The 20187-nt window shown below is 47.1% G+C and carries 19 protein-coding genes; 4 read left to right on the top strand and 15 right to left on the bottom strand.

Annotated features, from left to right (window positions below):
- Positions 1-186: 186 nt before the first annotated feature.
- The 6 genes from AC1S8V_RS12455 to AC1S8V_RS12430 all read right to left on the bottom strand — a co-directional run bounded on the left by AC1S8V_RS12455 (position 187) and on the right by AC1S8V_RS12430 (position 6393).
- A complete protein-coding gene (locus AC1S8V_RS12455; RefSeq protein ID WP_482073837.1) occupies positions 187-675 on the bottom strand; it encodes a DUF2500 domain-containing protein in 489 nt (162 codons plus the stop codon).
- 137 nt (positions 676-812) lie between these two features.
- Complete coding sequence (gene pepF, locus AC1S8V_RS12450; RefSeq protein ID WP_482073836.1) at positions 813-2615, bottom strand: oligoendopeptidase F; 1803 nt, start codon at positions 2613-2615, stop codon at positions 813-815.
- 491 nt (positions 2616-3106) lie between these two features.
- Positions 3107-3466, bottom strand: coding sequence for a winged helix-turn-helix transcriptional regulator (locus AC1S8V_RS12445; protein ID WP_062833989.1), 360 nt, complete (start codon positions 3464-3466; stop codon positions 3107-3109).
- A 267-nt stretch (positions 3467-3733) separates the two neighbouring features.
- Positions 3734-4297: a 6-phospho-3-hexuloisomerase gene (hxlB, locus tag AC1S8V_RS12440; RefSeq protein WP_047842632.1), complete on the bottom strand. Its 564-nt coding sequence runs from the start codon at positions 4295-4297 to the stop codon at positions 3734-3736.
- A gap of 4 nt (positions 4298-4301) precedes the next feature.
- Positions 4302-4934: a 3-hexulose-6-phosphate synthase gene (hxlA, locus tag AC1S8V_RS12435; RefSeq protein WP_036670570.1), complete on the bottom strand. Its 633-nt coding sequence runs from the start codon at positions 4932-4934 to the stop codon at positions 4302-4304.
- Between the two features lie 376 nt (positions 4935-5310).
- Positions 5311-6393 (bottom strand): lactonase family protein, encoded by a 1083-nt coding sequence (locus AC1S8V_RS12430; RefSeq protein ID WP_338708592.1) that lies wholly within the window; start codon positions 6391-6393, stop codon positions 5311-5313.
- Between the two features lie 214 nt (positions 6394-6607).
- Here AC1S8V_RS12430 and AC1S8V_RS12425 point away from each other — a divergent pair, with 214 nt between their 5' ends.
- A complete protein-coding gene (locus AC1S8V_RS12425; RefSeq protein ID WP_482073835.1) occupies positions 6608-7537 on the top strand; it encodes an AEC family transporter in 930 nt (309 codons plus the stop codon).
- Here the strand turns inward: AC1S8V_RS12425 and AC1S8V_RS12420 are convergent.
- From AC1S8V_RS12420 to AC1S8V_RS12400, 5 genes are all read right to left on the bottom strand, one after another.
- Positions 7515-8105: a DUF2062 domain-containing protein gene (locus AC1S8V_RS12420; protein WP_017688937.1), complete on the bottom strand. Its 591-nt coding sequence runs from the start codon at positions 8103-8105 to the stop codon at positions 7515-7517. The genes AC1S8V_RS12425 and AC1S8V_RS12420 overlap by 23 nt on opposite strands.
- Positions 8106-8163: 58 nt before the next feature.
- A complete protein-coding gene (locus AC1S8V_RS12415; protein WP_482073834.1) occupies positions 8164-8622 on the bottom strand; it encodes an OsmC family protein in 459 nt (152 codons plus the stop codon).
- Between the two features lie 20 nt (positions 8623-8642).
- Positions 8643-9410, bottom strand: coding sequence for a DeoR/GlpR family DNA-binding transcription regulator (locus AC1S8V_RS12410; RefSeq protein ID WP_338594103.1), 768 nt, complete (start codon positions 9408-9410; stop codon positions 8643-8645).
- Positions 9411-9547: 137 nt separating this feature from the next.
- The gene (locus tag AC1S8V_RS12405; RefSeq protein WP_482073833.1) at positions 9548-10678 is read right to left on the bottom strand and encodes an NADH-dependent flavin oxidoreductase; all 1131 of its coding nucleotides are present in this window, start codon (positions 10676-10678) and stop codon (positions 9548-9550) included.
- A 187-nt stretch (positions 10679-10865) separates the two neighbouring features.
- Positions 10866-11543 (bottom strand): SOS response-associated peptidase, encoded by a 678-nt coding sequence (locus AC1S8V_RS12400; RefSeq protein WP_036608866.1) that lies wholly within the window; start codon positions 11541-11543, stop codon positions 10866-10868.
- Between the two features lie 228 nt (positions 11544-11771).
- Here AC1S8V_RS12400 and AC1S8V_RS12395 point away from each other — a divergent pair, with 228 nt between their 5' ends.
- Entirely contained in the window at positions 11772-12293 is a 522-nt protein-coding gene (locus tag AC1S8V_RS12395; RefSeq protein WP_482073832.1) for a zinc metalloprotease, read from the top strand.
- A gap of 42 nt (positions 12294-12335) precedes the next feature.
- Positions 12336-13007, top strand: a complete 672-nt coding sequence (locus AC1S8V_RS12390) for a hypothetical protein (RefSeq protein WP_482073831.1) — start codon at positions 12336-12338, stop codon at positions 13005-13007.
- A gap of 137 nt (positions 13008-13144) precedes the next feature.
- Here AC1S8V_RS12390 and AC1S8V_RS12385 read toward each other — a convergent pair whose 3' ends face one another.
- The gene (locus tag AC1S8V_RS12385; RefSeq protein ID WP_482073830.1) at positions 13145-14011 is read right to left on the bottom strand and encodes a helix-turn-helix transcriptional regulator; all 867 of its coding nucleotides are present in this window, start codon (positions 14009-14011) and stop codon (positions 13145-13147) included.
- A 170-nt stretch (positions 14012-14181) separates the two neighbouring features.
- Here AC1S8V_RS12385 and AC1S8V_RS12380 point away from each other — a divergent pair, with 170 nt between their 5' ends.
- Positions 14182-16176: a beta-galactosidase gene (locus tag AC1S8V_RS12380; RefSeq protein WP_482073829.1), complete on the top strand. Its 1995-nt coding sequence runs from the start codon at positions 14182-14184 to the stop codon at positions 16174-16176.
- A 109-nt stretch (positions 16177-16285) separates the two neighbouring features.
- Here the strand turns inward: AC1S8V_RS12380 and AC1S8V_RS12375 are convergent, their stop codons facing one another.
- From AC1S8V_RS12375 to AC1S8V_RS12365, 3 genes are all read right to left on the bottom strand, one after another.
- Positions 16286-18196 carry an AraC family transcriptional regulator gene (locus AC1S8V_RS12375; RefSeq protein WP_482073828.1) on the bottom strand — a complete coding sequence of 637 codons (1911 nt, stop codon included), beginning with the start codon at positions 18194-18196 and terminating at the stop codon, positions 16286-16288.
- Positions 18197-18482: 286 nt separating this feature from the next.
- Positions 18483-19577, bottom strand: a complete 1095-nt coding sequence (gene msrB, locus AC1S8V_RS12370; RefSeq protein WP_482073827.1) for a peptide-methionine (R)-S-oxide reductase MsrB — start codon at positions 19575-19577, stop codon at positions 18483-18485.
- Positions 19578-19593: 16 nt separating this feature from the next.
- Complete coding sequence (locus AC1S8V_RS12365; RefSeq protein WP_482073826.1) at positions 19594-20175, bottom strand: redoxin family protein; 582 nt, start codon at positions 20173-20175, stop codon at positions 19594-19596.
- Positions 20176-20187 lie beyond the last annotated feature (12 nt).

Genomic DNA, 20187 nt, shown 5'->3' with positions numbered 1-20187 from the left:
TTGATTCAGTCCGTAACCCTGCACTTTAATCTGTATTTATTGTTTGTTTGTTTTTGTTTAATACTGTTTTACTTTATTTTACGAGTATATCACCATTGTAAGCGTTTGAATACCCTTCGGTTTTTCTTTCTTTTGGGTATACCAAAAACGACTCTCTCCCACTTGGGAGGAGCCGCATTTCTTTTTTTACGTATAAAACTGGCCTTTGCTTATCCCTGACTGGGGTTGTACATCTCTCTCAAAATGCTTGAAGCGTGTCCCCTGATACGTCAGCATCCCTCGATCATTTTCCACCATCATGCCATAATGCTTTCCGCCAACAATCAGTTCAGTGCGCTCCCCATTGTCGAATTCAAATGTAACATAATACCGGGTAGTCGCACTGCTATCGCCGCTTCCACCTGAGACTTCCGTTCGTTTGGCTACCACCGTTGAGTGCAGGGTTAACAAGGCTGCCGCGTTATTTGACAACCCTGAACGTATGCCTGAAATAATAACAAAAACAATAACTCCCGCAATGATGAGAAATATGGCACCAATGAAAATCGAAGCAAATGCATTCATTGTAGCAAACTCATTAAATCCCGAAAAAAAACCACCCTGATTGCCTTCAAAACCTGGTACTCCATTCATGTCATCAAACACACCAAAGCCGTCTACGCTTAATCGGCCCATCGATGAGGACACGCTCGTTAACGCCATTCATCATCGTTCCTTTCCCCTTGCAAAAATAAGATGCACCGCCCCCACGCAAGGAAGGCGGTGCATGCAGACACCCCGTTCTGCCTTGTCCGTATACTATATGAACCAGATCAGGAATACAGACGTTCAAGTTCGTCGACCAGACTGCCGACATAAGCAACCGCAGAGCGAATCGGCTCAGGTCCGGACATATCCACACCCGCAAGCTTCATTAACTCCTGTGGCGTGAGACTTCCACCAGCTTTGAGTGCATCAAGCCAGCGATCTACCGCAGGCTGTCCTTCTTCCCGAATCTGCTGTGCTGCCGCTGTAGAAGCCGTCAAGCCTGCCGCATAGGTATATGGATATAGTCCCATATAATAATGAGGTTGTCTCATCCACGTGAGCTTGGCCCCTTCATCAATTACCAGGTCGGGTCCCCAGAATTCGGAAAGGATGTCTCCTTTGAGCTGACTTAACGTCTTTGCCGTAATGGGCTCATCATTGGTTGCGCGTGCATAGACCCTGCGCTGCAATTCACCTTCCAGCAGATGTGTAACGAAGTTATGGTAATACGTATTCAACAGTTGCAAAATGACCCAGCGACGCATTCTCGGATTATCGGAACGCTTCAATAGATGATCGGCCAGCAGCATTTCATTCATGGTCGATGGTGCCTCAATGAAATAAAGAGATGGCCGTGTATTCGTGAGCCGTTGGTAACGTCCCGCAAGCATGAAGTGGCCTGCATGCCCCACCTCATGGGCAAGTGTAAATGCTCCGCGCATATTGTTTGCCCATGAAATTAAGATATAGGAGTGTGAACCATATATAGAGGAGCAAAATGCCCCTGTGGATTTGCCTGCATTATCTGCGTAATCCACCCAGCGATCAATGAATGCGCGCTCTACGATCTCGCCGTACTCCGGCCCAAGCACATCAAGTGCTTCTCGAATGAGTGTGCACGCCTCATCATATGTAATGGCAGGGCTAAATTCAGGATCAAGCGGAGCCTTCAGATCACAAAACAGCAGTTTGTCCAGACCCAGCTCACGTTTCTTGAGAGCGGCCAGTCTGCGCATATGAGGTGCGAGTTCCTGCTGGATAATATCCAGAATATTATTGTACATCTCTTTGCTCACTTGCTGTGGGCTGAGAAGCATATCTGTAACATCGTCGTAACCACGCAGTCTGGATAGGACAACCTGTTTCTTCACTTCGGTTGCATAACCTTCTGCGAACGTATTTTTGTAATCATTTAATGTCGAGCTGAATGCAGCATAAGCAGAACGGCGCAGCTTGGTATCAGACGACATCTCATAATTATTTTCATAGAATGACCAGGACAGTGGACGATTATTGTCCTCTCCATCGAGGGCATCGTCAAACGTCATGTCTGCCAGTTTACCGCGCAGATAGATACGGTATGGTGAATCCAGCACCTCTCCGAGTGAGGCAAGTACCTTCTCGGTCTCTGGCGTGAGCCGATGTGCTTTTTCTCGAATCAAACGCTCCAAACTGCGTGCATAAGGTTCCAGATCCGGAAGTTCTTGAATATAACGCTCTACAGTTCCATCCGGAAGTTCGACGATCTCTGAATTTATAAAAGACAAGGACGACGACAGATTTGATAGGATATCTCCTGCTTTGGCAGAGTTCTCTATGTTCACTGGATTGGTGCTATCCTCTGACTGCTTCAGGCGGGCGTAAGAAGCCGTCTTGCCGATACGCTCTTGCAAAGCTTCACGAGCATCCAGACAAGCCAGCAATTGATCAGCGCCTTCGCCCAGACGTCCTTTGAACGTTTCGATCTGGGCCGCAGCCTCGGGAAGTGATCGAAGCTCCTGCTCCCACTCTGCATCGGTTGCAAACAAGTCTCTCAGATCCCAAGTGGTTTCTGGGTTTACCTCAGCACGTGTACGTATTTTTTCCATCTTTAGTTGTCATCCTCCTTGCATTTCCAATATCTCTCATCGTATCATATTCCGCTCATCTATACATGACATCTCCTAAAATGGTTCAGGGGAGTATAGATTGGACTAAAGATTATTCACACTTACCACTTCGATGACAGAACAACCTTCCGATCGCTGTTATCCCCAGATTTTTTTATTCCCTTTTTCAAAGGTGAAAATCCGGTGATAAAGGCGAACGCTCCGCTTCTTCAGGTTCTTTCTGTCCTCTACGTTCTCGTGTGAATGTTTAGTTCCATCTATATAAAAGGGGTATTTAGGATAAAGGGCAGTATATGATTGCGATGTAGCTTTCTTTCAGAAAGCTTTTAGCTCCGCCTCTTCAAGCTATTTCTGTCCTCTACGTTTAGTATAAACTTTTGCTCATGTGACCAAAATTTAAAAGTAACTAAAAAACCGCCGGGTAATGGAAGAATCCATTTACCCGGCGGTTCGCTGTGAATATTACTTATTTAGCTTTCTTTCCAGATTACATTTTCACCATAGTTTTTACCCCAGTTATACATCGCGTGCAGGACAGGCATCAGGCTCTGACCGTGATCTGTCAACGTATATTCCACCCGAGGAGGTACTTCTGCATACACCTTACGCTCAATCAGTTTGTCTTCCTCCAGCTCACGTAGCTGGTTGGTCAGCATCTTCTGGGTAATATGAGGGATCAGGCGTTTCAGCTCACTGAAACGTTTGGTGCCTTCCAGACCCAAATGCCATAAAATAATCAGTTTCCATTTGCCACCGATCACCGCAAGGGTCAATTCCTTCTCACAGTTGATTTCTTTCAGATTAATCCGTTCCTTGACTTCGGCTGCCATGGCTCCGAGCCCCCTCATCTTCAATCTTATATCGCGTATATTACACATATCACGGGGACACTTCACACGAGGTAAGCTTTCCGCTCCATGCATGATGTAATAAGTACATTCATTCGATACAGCTATCTATTAATTCTACTACAGCCTGGTCGGGATGCAAAGTTTAACTGAAAATTACGGATAAAACCTATACAGATGAATGACTATGTATCGCAGAAAAGACCAGAACCCTTCATAATCAAAGGATTCCGGTCTTTCATCTATTCACTATTCCAGGTTCGCGTGGCGGCCAAACATATCCGCTCCGGTCATCCCCTTCATTTCCATCATCGTAAGGATGAGAGCATCCATGCCAATTAATAGTCCTTGTTCGAACAACGAGCCCATCGGCTGAATGGTTACTGCCGCTCCGGAAGTTGCTGTGTCCTCTTTGGCTGAAGCCGGGAGACGTACTACCGTAGTTGCCAATTTCCCGATCGTGGACTCTGGCTTAATCGTAATGAGACCAACAGGTGCACCAGCTTGACTAGCCTTTTGAGCCATGGCTACCAGACTGCCTGTCTCTCCTGAGCCAGAGCACAGCAAGAGGAAATCCTTCGAGCTGATCCCAGGTGTTACGGTCTCGCCCACCACATATACACGAAGCCCCATCTGCATCAGTCTCATGGCAAAAGCCTTCCCCATAAGTCCTGACCGGCCTGCTCCTGCTACAAAAATCTGTTCCGCAGCCAGAATGTGCTCAGCCATTGCTTGCATCTCTGCATCGTCGATCTGGCTTAACGTACGTTCCAGCTCCTTCAAGATGTCAGCTGCGTACTGTGTTTTGCTCATCTGCTTACCCTTGTTTAACGAGACGTTGCATTTCAGCTGCAACTGCCGCTTTGTCTGCTTGTCCTGTGATACCGCCGCCTACAATAACCAGATCCGGTTGTGCTTTGATTACTTCTGGCAATGTTTCCAGCTTGATTCCACCAGCGACAGCCGTTTTAGCGTTTTTCACAGCAGCTTTGATCGTTTGCAGATCTTCGAACGGGCTTTGTCCTTCAGCTTGCAGGTCATAACCTGTGTGTACACAGATGTAATCTACGCCAAGCGCATCAATTTCACGAGCACGTTGTTCAAGGTTAGGCACGTTGATCATGTCCACAAGAACTTGTTTGTTTTGTTTCTTCGCTTCTGCTACTGCACCTTTGATCGTACTGTCATTGGTTGCCCCAAGCACAGTGATTAGATCCGCACCAGCTTCAGCTGCTTTCATGATTTCATAACCACCAGCGTCCATAATTTTAAGGTCTGCAAGAACTTGCAGATTAGGGAATGCTTCTTTCATCGCTTTAACCGCGTGCAAACCTTCATTAATAACGATTGGTGTACCAATCTCAACGATATCAATATATTGTTCAACCTCTTTAACCAGTGCGATACCTTCAGGGATATTTACCAAGTCGAGCGCCAATTGCAATTTCATCATTTATTTCTCCTTTGTTGTTCAAGTATGATTCGTTCCTGTAAAAATAATAATCAGATATTTAGCCTGCACCAATTTGTCTGTTCAGATGCATGCAGTGTTTGTTTTGGCTACTCACTCATTGTAGACCCTGACTATCCATTCAGGAAGTACGCACTTTGAAGTGGGGTAGTTACTTCCACGATACTATTGATAATTATTCGTTGTTAGGTGTATCTCATGATGGGATTCATCCTCTATTCCAATCCGCCCGCTTACAGCAGAACAGCAAGCAGCCTAATCATCCGATTAGATATTCAATATAAAAGACCCCGCCACATGGCAGGGTCGTTATCATTTCCAATCCAGCCAGGGCTGGTTTTAGAAATTTATAATATTACAGATATACAGGTTTCACGCATACCGGCTTGGATACACCTGTGCTGTGACCTGTGTATTTCAGACGTCCGCTCTCCTGATCTACCGTGAATGTCACGAGGTTGTTCGTATCACGGTTAGCTGCGATCAGCAATTTGCCGTTAGGTGTCAGAGCAAAATGACGCGGGTGCTCACCTTCAGCAGATACATGCTCAACCAGTGTCAGGTGACCTTTGTCTGCATCTACTGCAAATACAACGATGCTGTCATGTCCACGGTTAGAACCATATACATAACGTCCATCATTGGAAACTGTGATTTCTGCTGTTGTATTCTCCTTGCCATCATATCCATCAGGCAGTGTAGATACTGTAGACAATTCAGTCAACGTGCCCGCTGCTGCATCATATTTGAACGAAGTAATGGAAGAATCCACCTCATTGATGACATAAGCGAATTGACCATTCGGGTGGAACGCCAAGTGACGTGGGCCAGCTCCCGGATGCGTTTTGGTTTCACTGTGCAGCACAAGTTCATTTTTGTCTGCATCAATAGAATAGATCGCGATGTTATCTGCGCCCAGATCCTGTACCATCATGTATTTACCATCCGGGCTGAAGAATGCGGAGTGAACATGTGGCTTGTCCTGACGCTCAGGATGCGCACCTTGGCCTTCATGTTTCTTCTCGTCCAGAAGCGCTCCAACTTCACCGTTATCCGTCAAGGCTTGCAGTCCTACCAGACCACCGTGGTAGCTGGAGAGAATCAAGTATTTACCGGAAGGATCACGCTGGATATGACATGGTGGAGCTGAAATGGAGTTATTCCGGTTCAGCAACGTTAATTTTCCTGTAGAAGGATCAATGCTCAGAGCTACCGCTTCAGACATTTTGTTGCCTTCAGCTGACGCTGTTTCACCAATCGCATACAGTTTGTTTCCTTCAGCATCCACGTTGACAAACGTTGGGTTTTTCACACCCGCGATGCCGTCAAGCTTGGACAAGCTGCCTGTATCCTCATTCAATTCATATGCATAAATGCCCTCATTTTCCGCTTCGGCATAAGAGCCGGCAAGTACGAGCAAGCGTTTTGATTCACTCATTACAGTTTCCTCCTCTATGTGTATGTAATCTTGTTGCACCTCTTCTATAATAAATCTGCCATATCAAAATAGCAATCCGCTGTCGCTGCCCATCAGGGAAATCCTTAGTTAAGCAAGGCGATTACTACACATCATCATACTGAAATCCATTCATATGAGATGCATCTTCTGCTATGATAAGATAGGTTTTTCATCCAGAAGGGACTGAATTGCATTGCTTCACTCATTTTTACTCACGTTATACCATGTGTTCCTGCCGATATCACTTCCCGTGATTGGAGGTATTCTGTTAAAACGCTTCAAGAATTGGGATACCCGGTCGCTCTCGACCTTTTCCCTTTATATTTTGAGCCCTGCGCTCATCTTCAATACATTGCTGCATGCAGAGATTACCTGGACGGACGTCACCAGCACGTTCTGGTTCTCTATTATTAATCTGATTGCTCTGTGGGCCCTCGCCGAGCTGTTAAGCCGAATGTTCCGTCTGGCTGCAAGCGAAAAAGCGGGTCTCACCCTCGTCTCCACGTTTACAAACTGCGTAAATTACGGGCTCCCGCTTGTACTGCTTGCCTTTGGTCAGCTTGGACTCGACAAGGCTTCCGTCTACGTCATAGGACAGATGATTATTGTCAATACGGTAGGTATCTTTTTTGCCGCGAGATCCGAATTCACGGTGAAAGAGGCGATTCTGTCCGTTTTCCGCATGCCATCCATCTATGCTGCAGGCATCGCCATTGCGCTGCGTGCGTCTAATCTGAGCCTGCCTGAAGCGCTGGATGGAGGCATCTCCATGCTGGCTGCGGGCTACTCTCCTGTCGTTCTCGCCATTCTGGGAGCACAGATGCTCAGACCAAAAGGTGCAACGGTGCCTTGGCTACCCAATGTACGCCGAGCTTTCTGGACCGGGCTTGTGGTCCGTCTCGCAGCTGCGCCGATCCTGTCCTGGCTGATTCTGACCGCTCTTCAGGTAGAAGGTACGTTGTTCAGTGTGCTGCTGATCCTCGCATCGATGCCGACCGCAGTGAACGCTGTTATTTTGGCTGAACAGTTCAATGCTTCTCCGCAGTTTGTATCCCGCTGTATTCTGTGGACCACCGCAGCATCCATGTTCATACTGCCCATTATGATTGTGATGGCTTCCTGATTAATACCGGAGGTGATACCGAAGCGATATCGGCTTGTCGGCGTTTCTCCAGCCGGCGTTCATAACGCCGGTTGAGTGCTCTGACGTAGAAAAATTTTACGACAAAGTACGAAATCACACCCAGAATGACACCAAACACGGACATGCCTGCCAGAATATCCAATCCACCAAGCAACAATTCACTCACGGCCGACCAGTTTCCGCGAAACAGCTCCATGAATGCACTCTCGTGTACCAGTCCCTGTCCCATGCTGTGAGCAGGCAATATCCATGAGCCAATTTGTTTGGCGAGCGGCATCAGGATAATAGGTAAAAACGTAAGTTTCCCGATCACATTGCCAACAATCGCTGCTGGCATCGAACCCCCAGACAGTCGCACAATCGGATAAAATACGAGATATATCAGGGAAGCGGTCGAGATCACGATCAGTTCCAGTCCGAACCCTATGGCAAATCCGGTAGATACTTTATGGGCACCTCCGGGAGCACGTAACAATTTGAGAAAATTCAGCTTCATAGCACGTGTTAAACGTACCCAGCGGTTAGTCTTGCGCTTCTGTGTGTTCATACCGAATTACTCCTTATTTTACACAAATGACAACTTGAATCGTCTATTCTTCGGTATATCACACCGCGTTAGCTCCTGTAGTAACTATGACCGGCTGTGTCTCCATCTCGACATTACCTGCCACCGCTCGGGAGATCATGCAGGATGATTCAGCCTTGTGCGCCAAGCGCTCAGCCTTGGTCAGATCCGCCTCTGAAGCATCTTGGCTGAGTACAATCCGGGGTCTATGTACAATCCGTTCGTACGTAAATACGTTATTCGTAACATCTACCGTTGCTTCCGATTCAAGCGTCAATTCATCTGGCGTAATGTCCGAACGTTCCAGCATCGCTGCCAGCGTGATCAGGTAACAGGTGGAGGCTGCACCCAGCAGCATCTCGTCCGGGTTAGTTCCCGTACCGGGTCCGCCCATCTCCTGTGGAATCGATATGACCGTTTTTAATCCACCTGCATCGATTGTTCCCTCACTGTTACGCCCACCACTCCATACCGCTTTCAGATGAAAAGGATGTTTCATGACATTCATTCCTTTCTTATTTACACACGTATACACGTAATATTCTGCTCGATCAATGCGCTAACGTGCTCTTCATCTACACCCTGATCTGTAATCACTTTGCCCACACTGCTCATCTCAGCAACTCTGGTAAACGCCTGTATGTTAAATTTGCTGGAATCTGCAAGTAAAATGACCTCATCCGCAATATGGATCATTTTCTGCTTCACCAAGGCCTGTAATTCATTGGATTCACTGATGCCTTTGGTCAGATGCACCCCTTTACAAGACAGAAATACTTTATCCACATGATAGGCATCAAGCGAACGTTCCGCCAGCGGTCCTACAAAAGACAGTGACTTCGAAGCCAGTTGCCCACCTGTGGCAATCACACGAATCTGCTCCTTGTTACTCAGCTCTGCGGCGACCTTTATCGAGTTGGTTAATACCGTGAGTGGAATGTTCGGCAATCCTGCCGCCATATACCACGCCGTTGTACTTGCATCCAGGGCGATCCGGTCGCCGGATTCCACCATTTTCACCGCTTCGCTTGCAATTCTGCGCTTCTCTTCTGCATGGGCTACAGCCCGTTCCGGATACGGAATCTCCGACTGTAACTCTTCCTTGTATTTTACGCTGACCGCCCCGCCATGGGAGCGCCTGAGCCTGCCTGCCTGTTCGAGCTTGTCCAGATCACGACGAATCGTCTCTTCCGTCACCCCGCAGCGCTCACTAAGTTCGGTCACACGCATGCTGCCTTGCGTATCCACCCATTCCACTATTTTCTCATACCGTTCAGCTACGAGCATATTCCTTCACTCCAAACCGTTGATTATCCAGTTCATCCTGTACATCCATCATAACACAGAGCGATGACAAGGAGAATTTGGACCATGTGCAAAAAGAGGGAGCTTTCGCCCCCTCCATTCCAGTCCTGAAGTGTATCTTATTTATCTTCTGCCATAGGGAACCAGCCCGGTGTGTGGATGATTGCATTCCACAGCCCGTCAGGGATAACCAGACGTTCCTGATCCGATTTGGTCAGAATCGTTTCAATATCTTCTTCACGTCCGCTCTCGATTTTCTCGACCCAATCCGGCTCGATAATCAGTTCACGTCCAATCGCTAGCAACGGTACTCCCGTTTGAAGCGCCTCAGCGGCTTGATCTGCCGTATGAATCGAACCTACACCGATCACAGGCAATTTGCCGTTCACACGATCCAGGATGAATTCCATTCTTGAACGTGTATCTGCTTCGCCACGTCTTGGCTTGGACCAGAATTCGTTCAGGGAAACGTGCAGGTAATCCAGGTTTTTATCTTTCAGTGCATCCACCAGTGCATACGTATCTTCCATCGTGAGTCCCGGTGTTTCCGGTTCTTCCGGGGAGAAACGGTAACCAATGATGAACGGCAGTTTGGTATGTTCGGCAACCACTTTCTGAATCTCATCCACTACAGCAAGCGGGAAAGTAAGACGTTTCTCGACACTTCCGCCCCAACGGTCTTCACGTCGGTTGGAATGAGGGGAGAAGAATTGCTGGATCAGATAACCATTAGCACCGTGAATCTCAACACCATCAAATCCGGCTTCAATGGCACGACGTGTCGCTTCACCAAAGTCTTTGATAATGGAAGTAATCTCGGCATCCGTCAACTCTCTTGGTTCAGGCGATCCCGGACGCTCACTTGCAACCGCACTAGGAGCAACCACTTGACCCGCAGGTACAGCTTGTTCAGGCGTCAGACGGCCCGCATGGAAAATTTGCAATACGGCAACGGAGCCTTGTTGTTTCATGGTGTCAGCCAGTTTCTTCAGACCAGGAATGAAGCGGTCATCATAGACGCCAAACTGAGCCGGAAAACCAATGCCATGCTCTGTTACATGCCCTACAGCCGTAATTGACATGCCAGCACCACCGGTGCGACGTGCATAATAAGCAAGTTCAGCGTCGGATATCGTACCATCAGCATTCGAGGACATATGAGTCATGGGAGCGAGCACGATACGGTTTTTCAGTGTAATACCAGTCGGCAGTGAAGCTTGTTCAAACATCTGGTTAAACTTTGGATTCATTCGTGGTTCCCTCCTGATTATAAATATCTCTTTTAATAGATATATGAATATATGCGTTCACTTACTGTAATGATTATAGTTACGTTTCACTGCAATTGCAACTTTTCATTTTCAGAAAGGAAAAAAAGAGCAGAGTGTCTCCAGACTCTCAGCCCTCTTCATTTTCTTCACATCATCCAAAAAATACTCAGAAACTCCGAACGTAAGCCAGCTTCTGATCCATTTCTTCCACGCATTCGTAACAGTCGTGTTCATCGTTGGCGACCATTGGTGTTACCGGATACAGATTCATCTCTGTACTGTTATACGATTTCAATAGCGGTAACAACTGAGTCACTCGTGTATTGGCAGGATCAAGCCAGGTGTTGATCTCTTCTTCGGAAAGGATCGCTGGCATTTTACTGCCAAACTCGCGTGTAACCATGTTTGCGCCTGTCATAAGCATCGTGCAGGTACGAAGCGGCTCTTTCCGTGTATCTCTCCACACCTCGTATAACCCAGCAATGCCGAACAGACCGCGATCGGGCATGACAACACGAACCGCATAACTTTTTTTGCCCTCTTGCCGCCAATAATATAATCCATTGCAGGGAATGACGCAGCGCTTGGTCTCTACCAGTTTGTAATAGGAAGGATTCTCATGCACCGTCATGAGATTTGCGTTAACGGCATCACGCCCCCAGAATGGAATGAACCCCCACCGGAACTCATCCAATACACGCTCACCATCCTGATGCAAAATAATTGGCGTATGCTGGGTTGGGCTGATATTGTATCGGTTTTTGTAATAATACATCACTCGCTGAATCTTGAAATGATCTCTGACATCGTCCAAATCGGCTGCCAATGAAAAACGGTTGCACATGTTCAAGCACTACCTTTCCCTATGAGAAGTTGAACGTATTGTTTGTAATTTCAGGGAAATTATTCATGAACACTGAACAGAAAATGACTTATTTTGACACCATTAGGGTCGGATCAAGGTATATTTCATGTTTTTCACGACAAAAACAACGACCTCGGACTCATTTCAACTCCAATATTACTTGTTACTATAATAGAGAATAAAATACATTTATTGGAGGTTTTAAGTATGAAAAGGAAGTTTTTGATGAGCCTCATGTTGTTCTCAGCGATTGCGATGTTTGGCAGTACCATCTATGCGGCAACCTTTCTAACCTACGGTTATCCCAGCACCACCATCCCCATTCGTACGTATAATTACACCTCCGCATGGCAGACTCCCATGGACGCTTCCCTTACCAACTGGAACAATGCAGGTGCCAAAGTTAAATTCACCAAAACAAGTAACTCCCCAAACACCATCACCGCAGGAAACTTCAATAATACAGCATATGGTGTCAACTACGCCTCCGTATCCGGCAGTCAAGTCGTAAGCTTCCGCATCGAACTCAATGCATCCACAATCACCCCTGACGCGACCAACTTATCCAACTTCATTCAAAGCGTATTTGTCCACGAACTCGGACACTCCATCTGGCTCGGTGACAACCCAACAACAAGCAGTCCTTCCATTATGTCTTACTCCCGCAACCGCAACTCCATGACCAAACCCCAAACTTTTGATATCAATAACGTAAGATCCAAGTACTAATCCGCTACAAACTATTCCAAAATCCAAGGAGGATTCCTGTCCATGAACAAAAATCGAGTATTAACGCTGCTTCTCTCTTCCATTTTCATTCTATCTGCTGTTGGATGCTCTTCTGTTACACCTACCGCGTCCCCGTCCAATGCACCCATGACCATTATTGCTTCTGAAGATTACCCGAGTTATGCCAGTATTGGCGACCTGTCCGAGAGAGCAAATACCATTGTGAAAGGTAGTGTTATTGAGACTCGTGTGGAAGCTTTAAACGATATCGTACAAGTTACCAATGCTGCGAATGAAAACGAGTTAAACCCAGCGTCCGATCCGGGCGGCGAGCCGTCTTCTTTTGACAAAATCTATACGATTCACACGATTCAGATTGCTGAATCCTATAAGGGCGGTTACACGGCCGGGGAACACATTGAAGTGAAGCAACTTGGCGGACAATTGGGCAACACCGAGATTATTAATGATGACAACCTCAAGCTGATCCCTACCAAAGACTATGTGCTTTTCCTGGAAACGTATGAAGACACCCCTGCCAGCCTGCTCAACTCCGTTCAGAGTCTCTACGTGATCAAACCTGCCGCCAAGTCGAACCAGCCAGGTCAGCAACAATCGCAGTCAGAAGTCATTCTGAGCGCTAATCCCGAGAATGACCTCACACTCCAACTAGAGGATCTGCAAGAAATCCAGAACGAACAAAAGAACCAATAACTCTAATACGGTAATCACACCATTATCTCCGTACATGCAGGTAATCCCCTTCTACTGTTCAGTCATTACATAAGAATATGAAAACCGTGCTGTTCAGCAAACTGGGCAGCACGGTTTTTTTGGAGTTTCATGTGGATTCAATCCTCCGTTGTTATGGCATCTCCCTTTTCTGCACTGCCTGAACTATAGAGCAGCCTGAATTGCTGCGGCGTCATTCCGATGTAAGTTCGAAACATACGAATAAAATAACTGCTGTGTGTGAAGCCACATTGAGAAGCAATTTGTTTCACCGTCAGATCTGAATCTGCCAGACTTTTCTTCGCCGCCAGCATACGGCAATCCAGCAGATATCGGCCTGGGGGAACCCCCATGATGCTTTTGAACATGCGATTAAAATAATACATACTGTATCCTGCTGTATTTGCCATGTCGGCAAGACTTAGCGGCTGCGTAAAATGGCGACGGATATAATCGGCCGTTGAACGGATTGTCTCCTGATGATTCAGTAAAGACGTCCCCGCCAGCGACTCCGAATTCCTCGTAAGTTCTGCCAGTAACTCGTATAGTACAGCAGACAATCTGGGTTCATGTACACTCTCATAAGTTCCACCAAGCTGGCATAATTGTTCATGCAACGCCACGAAGCGTTCGAATCCCGAAAATGAAAACAGCCAAACTTTGTCCGGACTACGGAGGTCCAGCAATCGCTCCAGATCGTAGGCTTGCAGATGAATCCATCTGACATCCCAAGGGTCGGAAGGATCAGCATAGTAATGCTGGGTCTGCCCTGGTGCATATAAAAAACCTTGTCCAGCCAGCAAACGGACGTTTCCCTGTTCTGTTCGGACATATCCCTGTCCACTGAAAATCAGATGTAAATTGTATTCCCGTATCCCGTCTGGACGATGCTCCCCATGCTCTGGATCGATATATCTTCCATAGGCCACTGGATAACAGGTGTACCCGGCGAATCCCGGCTCAGGCATAAACCAATGTGTTCGCATATGTTCAACCTCCTGTTTACGTATAAAATATGGAGATGTTGAATAGCAAGATCATGATATGCTGTCGCAACATGTTGTTATATTCCCTTGTTATTATCCAGTATACAATGAAATAGACTTGTACAGGATTCACAAGATCATGATGCTGATACTAAAGGAGAACAACCGATATGAATACAAACCGTCCCGTGCAAATGGGCGTTGATTATTATCCTGAACATTGGGACCCCACCATGTGGGAACAGGATGCCCGTTTAATGGCCGATAGCGGGGTACATATTGTCCGTGTGGGGGAATTCGCCTGGAGCCGCATGGAGCCTACGGATGGACAATTCGAGTGGGCATGGCTTGATCAGGCGATGGACACACTTCATAACCATGGACTTCAGGTTGTGATCGGTACGCCAACCATGACACCACCACGCTGGCTCACTGAAAAGTGTCCTGATGTCCTGCCTGTGCTTCCAACTGGTCAACCGTATCACGAAGGCATTCGGGGTCATCGCTGTTATAACAGTCTCAGTATGCGAACGTACAGTGCACGAATTGTACAAAAGCTGACCGAGCGTTATGCCGGGCATCCGGCCGTGATCGGTTGGCAGACAGACAATGAATTCAGCTTCACCGATTGTCAGTGTGCCGCCTGTGCGGATGCTTTTCGCGAATGGGTTCATGCCCGCTACAACACACTGGAGCAGATGAACCAAGCCTGGGGGACTGTGGTCTGGAGCGGGGAATACAGCGATTGGGAACAGGTTACGCCGCCGTATGGAGGCTCCTCGTTCCAGAATCCTTCATTCCTGCTGGACTACTCCCGTTTTCAGTCTGATTCCATTGTGGATTTTCAACATATTCAGGTCGAGATTATTCGCCGCAATTGTCCTAAGCATTTTGTCACACATAATTTTCACAGTTATCCGCAAAAGGCGGATCAGTATAAAATCGGTCAGGAGCTGGACTTCGCTTCCTTTGATTATTATCCGAACCCTTCACCGAACAAAACAGATACCGCGCCATACAGCGGCGCACTCTCTTTGGATCTGACACGCGGCATTAAACGCCGCAACTTCTGGATCATGGAGCAGCTGAGCGGCCCTCCGGGATGCTGGTTCCCGATGTGGCGTACACCGCAGCCCGGCTTCCTGCGTGCTTACGCTTGGCAGACAATTGCTCGTGGAGCTGATGCGGTTGTGCATTTCCGCTGGCGGAGCGCAACTGCAGGAGCAGAACAGTTCTGGCATGGCCTGATTGATCACAGCAACGTTCCGGGGCGACGCTTCAAGGAGTTTCAACAGCTATGTACCGAAGTGAACAGGCTCAGTGAGCGCCTCCAGGGTTCAACATTGCATAATGAAGTTGCGATTCTACATTCACATGACCAATTGAACGCTCTTCGAATTCAGCCGCAAGCCGAAGGACTGGAATACTACGAAAATATGAAGGTCTGGCATCGTGCCTTAACCAAATTGGGTATCAGTACGGATGTTATACACACTTCAGAGCCACTGGATGGCTATAAAATCATCATGGCTCCGCACCTGTACCTACTGGATGAGACTACAGCAGAACGTCTGCAAGCTTTTGCAGCGGCCGGAGGCATCTTGGTCTTAACCCATCGTACTGGTGTCAAGAACAACAATAATGTCTGTGTCATGGCTCCGCTCCCAGGTCTGTTGTCTGCCTGTAGTGGTGTTCGGGTTACCGAGTATGATCCTGTTGGCGGTGATACCGTTCAGATTCGTGATGAACAAGGCCGTCTCTATACCGCTTCCCAGTGGGTGGATGTATTGGAACTGGACACGGCACAACCGGTCGCTGTGTATGCGGATCAATTCTATGCTGAAAGTGCCGCTGTGACCAAGAATAACTGGGGTGAAGGTGAGGTCTATTATGTGGCAACCCAGCCGGAAGAAGCGTATTTGAGCCAGTTATTGCGAAGCATCGCAGAAAGCTGTGACCTTTCCGGAATTCAGTCTTTGCCAGATGGTGTACAGGTGACCACCCGCTCGGGTCCGAATGGAACGTTCCGTTTTATTCTCAATCTGAGCCCCGAACCTGCCTCCATTGAACTCCATGCTTCATATACCAGTGCACTGGATGGGAAACCTAAAGGCCCTCAGCTGAAACTGGACGGTTATGCGGTTGAGATCTTGGAAATCCAATAGACGAGAAGTATCACAATCAAGACACATGGATTCAAAAAAAAAGGAAAAAGGCCCGCTGTGCATTTGAAATGCATTCGGGCCTTTAACTATGCGCAGGAACCGCCGTTCCTTATTTAGACGGTGTATTAAGTCCAATAATCCATTCGGCCAGATCCTGTGTCTGTTTCAACAAGGCGATGGGGTCACGGAACCAGGATTGTTCTTCCGTCCATATGTACACTTTTCCATTTTTGACAGCAGGCAATGAACCCCAGACCGGATCTGCCTGAAGGTCTTTCAGCTGAGCATTGCTGGTCAACACAATGTAATCTCCAGCGTATTTGGAGAGCAGTTCTATGGAGAATTCATGATAGGCGCCCTGCATCAACTCGGATGGAATGTTCTTCGGAGCTTGCAAACCAAGCAATTCGTAGATGTTACGTCCTCCTCGGCCCGACTGATTGCCAAAAATGAAGACTTGGCGATCATATTCCTGCATAACGGAGAATGTAGCGTCAGCTGGGACAACGCTCTGCACCTCCTGCTTGATTTTGGCAATCTCCTCATCGAAATCAGTCAGCCAGTTCTCAGCTTCCGTTTCTTTGCCAAGGACTTTACCAAAATAGTTCACTTCATCCTTCAGTGTCGGGAATGTGATGGATGCGATCGAAACGGTTGGCGCAATCTTGCTGTATTTCTCATAAGCGGCCTTGTCCGGATTCAATGTAATAATGAGATCAGGTTCCAGCTCCATCAATTGTTCAACGGAATCCCCTATGGTTTCAAGATCATCCAAGTGGCCTTCCAGATAAGGGCTGTTCATCAGAAATTGTCCTCCACCAATCGGTTTGACACCAAGAGCAAGCACCGTTCCCAGATAATCAATGGCAGCAACTCGCTCCGGATGTGCAGGAATTTCTACCTCACCAAAGGTCGTATTTACCATTTGGGTTTCCACTACTGCCGGTTGTTCGGGTTCAGCCGCAACATCGGATGTTTCTGCCCCCTGCTGGGCTGTTCCACAAGCACTCAATGTGAGTACAAGCGCAAGCGACATGATCGCTGATTTAAAATGGTTAAACATGTTGATTTCCTCATCTCCCTTATATTGATAATGATTATCATCATCAATTAAAGGATAACGTTCATCCCCTCCTGTTACAATGGATTGATTTGTTGCATTTAATGTACTTTTTGAAACTGATTTCGAGTTTGCCTGCTGCTTCAACCGATATTGCCCTGGTGTGATACCGGTCTCTTTTTTGAATATACGATTGAAATAAAACGGGTCCATATAACCCACATACGCAGCAATCTCCTGTAATGAAGCTTCTGTAGACGCAAGCAAACTCCTTGCCTCACCCATTCGTAAACGAATTACATATTCTGTCGGTGTACATCCCGTCTGCTCCTTGAATTTGCGTGATAAATATTGCGGACTGTAACTCAAGGACTGGGCAAGCGAATCAAGTGAGATCGATTCCCGGTAATGAGCTTTGACATATCGCAAAACCTGATCGGTAAGCGAAGGCTGTTGAACTTCGTTAAACATGCGACTCCGCTGTAACAAGACAAGCTGTACCAATTGAAAGAAATACACTTTGACCTGAATTTTGCCCACTCGCTCCTGCCCTGACCAGCATTCATGTATATTCCGCACAAGCTCACGTAACTCAAGTGTATGATCCGGCACTGTCGCCCAGGACTCTTCAAACGGATTACGCTGGTTCAACATCATTCGGTACTCCACAAGCACGTTGGAGGGCAACGTTGATTTGTACAAAATCAGATATACCTCCATAACCCCTGTCGCTTCAAGCGTCAAACGTCTTCCTTTTCCCCCATGCAGCAGCAAGAACTGGTTTGTAGTCCATACCTCTTCATCCAGCCCGACCTGCCCCCTGCCTTGAACATACACAAATGCACTGGTCGGTAACACATAATTGCGTATGAACTCGTGTGGTGCGAGGGATATAAGTCGCACATCAAGCACGCGAACCTGTACCTGATCCCACAGCTTGATGTCATTCTGAATTCCCATATAAACTCCCTCTCCTAAGTTATCAAACATGCACAATGCCCTGGCTTTGTGACTAAAAACACACCTATAATTGATAATGATTATCAATTATAGCAATGATGGAGCCATCTTTGGAAGCCTACCTCCGTTTTTTGTTGGTCGCCTCAAAATAAAAACGGTCGAAACCCCTCCTAGAGAGATCTCAACCGTCCTGACGTAAGCCTTATTATAGTTTGATAAAGTCAGCCATGGAACGAACCTGAATGAGTCCTGTATTGGAAACCACATCGGCAGATACTCTATTTCTCTACTCGACAAATGACAATAAGTACCCGTATCGTTCTTCCTCCATCTTGTCTATCGGAATAAACCGGATCGATGCACTGTTAATACAGTAACGTTTGCCGCCGCGATCTTCGGGGCCATCATCGAACACATGACCGAGGTGGATGTCACCTGCCCGGCTTCGTACCTCCGTGCGATCCATACCAAAGCTCGGATCCGTTGTATAGGTAACAACCTCAGGTACAATCGGTTTTGTAAAACTCGGCCACCCGCAACCGGAATCATACTTATCCCGACTGGTGAATAACGGCTCTCCCGTTGCAATATCAACGTACAGACCGGGCTCCTCATTATCCCAGTATTCGTTACTGAACGCATGCTCCGTATCATTGTTTACCGTAACCGCATACTGTTCGTCTGTTAATCGTTCCTTTAATTGTTCATCTGTTGGACGTGGATACTGAGCGGGATCAATCCCAATCTCCAGGTCATCCAGGACAGTCATATCAATGTGACAATATCCGTTCGGATTTTTTTCCAAATAATCCTGATGGTACTCCTCCGCCAAATAATAACTCTGCAGAGGCAATACCTCCGTTACGATGGGTTGGTCATATTTTTCTTGCTCTGCCTCTACAGCCTGCTCAATGATTTTGGCATCTTCAGGCAACGTATAATATATTCCAGTCCGATACTGAATGCCACGATCATTGCCCTGCTTATTCAAGCTGGTAGGATCAATAACTCGAAAATAAGATTCCAGCAATTTCTGCAAAGATACTTGCTGCGGATCATATTTTACATGAACGGTCTCCGCAAACCCCCGGTCCCCGCGAATAACATCCTCATAGGTTGGATTCTCTCCTTCACCATTGGCATAACCGGAAGTCACATCCTGAACCCCCGGAATACGAGCCATATATGCCTCCACACCCCAGAAGCAGCCTCCTGCCAAGTACAAGTTACTCAGGTTTTCCTCAGAGACACTCGATCCCTTGACTGGTTGAGTGGATATCGAAGATGAAGATGAAGCTGAATGGTTCTCACCCCTGTTTCCACAAGCAGACACGACTATCGCTATAACAAGGAGGCACAAGCCGAGCAGCATCCTCTTCATGACACTTCCTCCTTTCTCACAAAATTTCTTCTAATGATTCCATGATCTGTTCATTGGATGCATGCCCTGGCTGTGATTTCGCTAAAATCCCATCAGAGCCAATATAAAAGGAACTAGGATACGCTCTTACACCAAATTCCTTGGCCCATACACCTTTCTCATCCAAAAGAACCGTTATGTTATCATATGGTTGTTGGTCAAACCATTCGGTAAACGCTTGGGAGGATTTCTCTCCTTTGTAGTCTGGCGTAACAATCGTAATGACTTGAAAATCATTGTCTTGACCAGCCAGATTGTTCAGGTCTTCCAAACCCGCAAGGCAGATGGAACACCAGGAAGCCCAGTATTTCACATACACTTTCTTGCCTTGAACATCAGAAAGTCCAACCGTGTTTCCTTTCAGATCACGCAATGAAAATTCCGGAGCCGTCTCACCCTTGTTCATCATGGTTGACGAACTCATATCGGATGTTGATGCTGGGGTTGATGATGACCCCGTTTGTTTTGATTCAGTTTGCTGTGATCCACATGCGCTCAAGATCAACAGGACTCCAGCGAATACGATTACAGATACCATCCATTTCCGTGCCATCTTCATACCAAATTCCTC

This window comes from Paenibacillus sp. B46(2026) (genome assembly GCF_056786355.1).
This window is presented reverse-complemented; position numbering and strand designations above follow the sequence as displayed.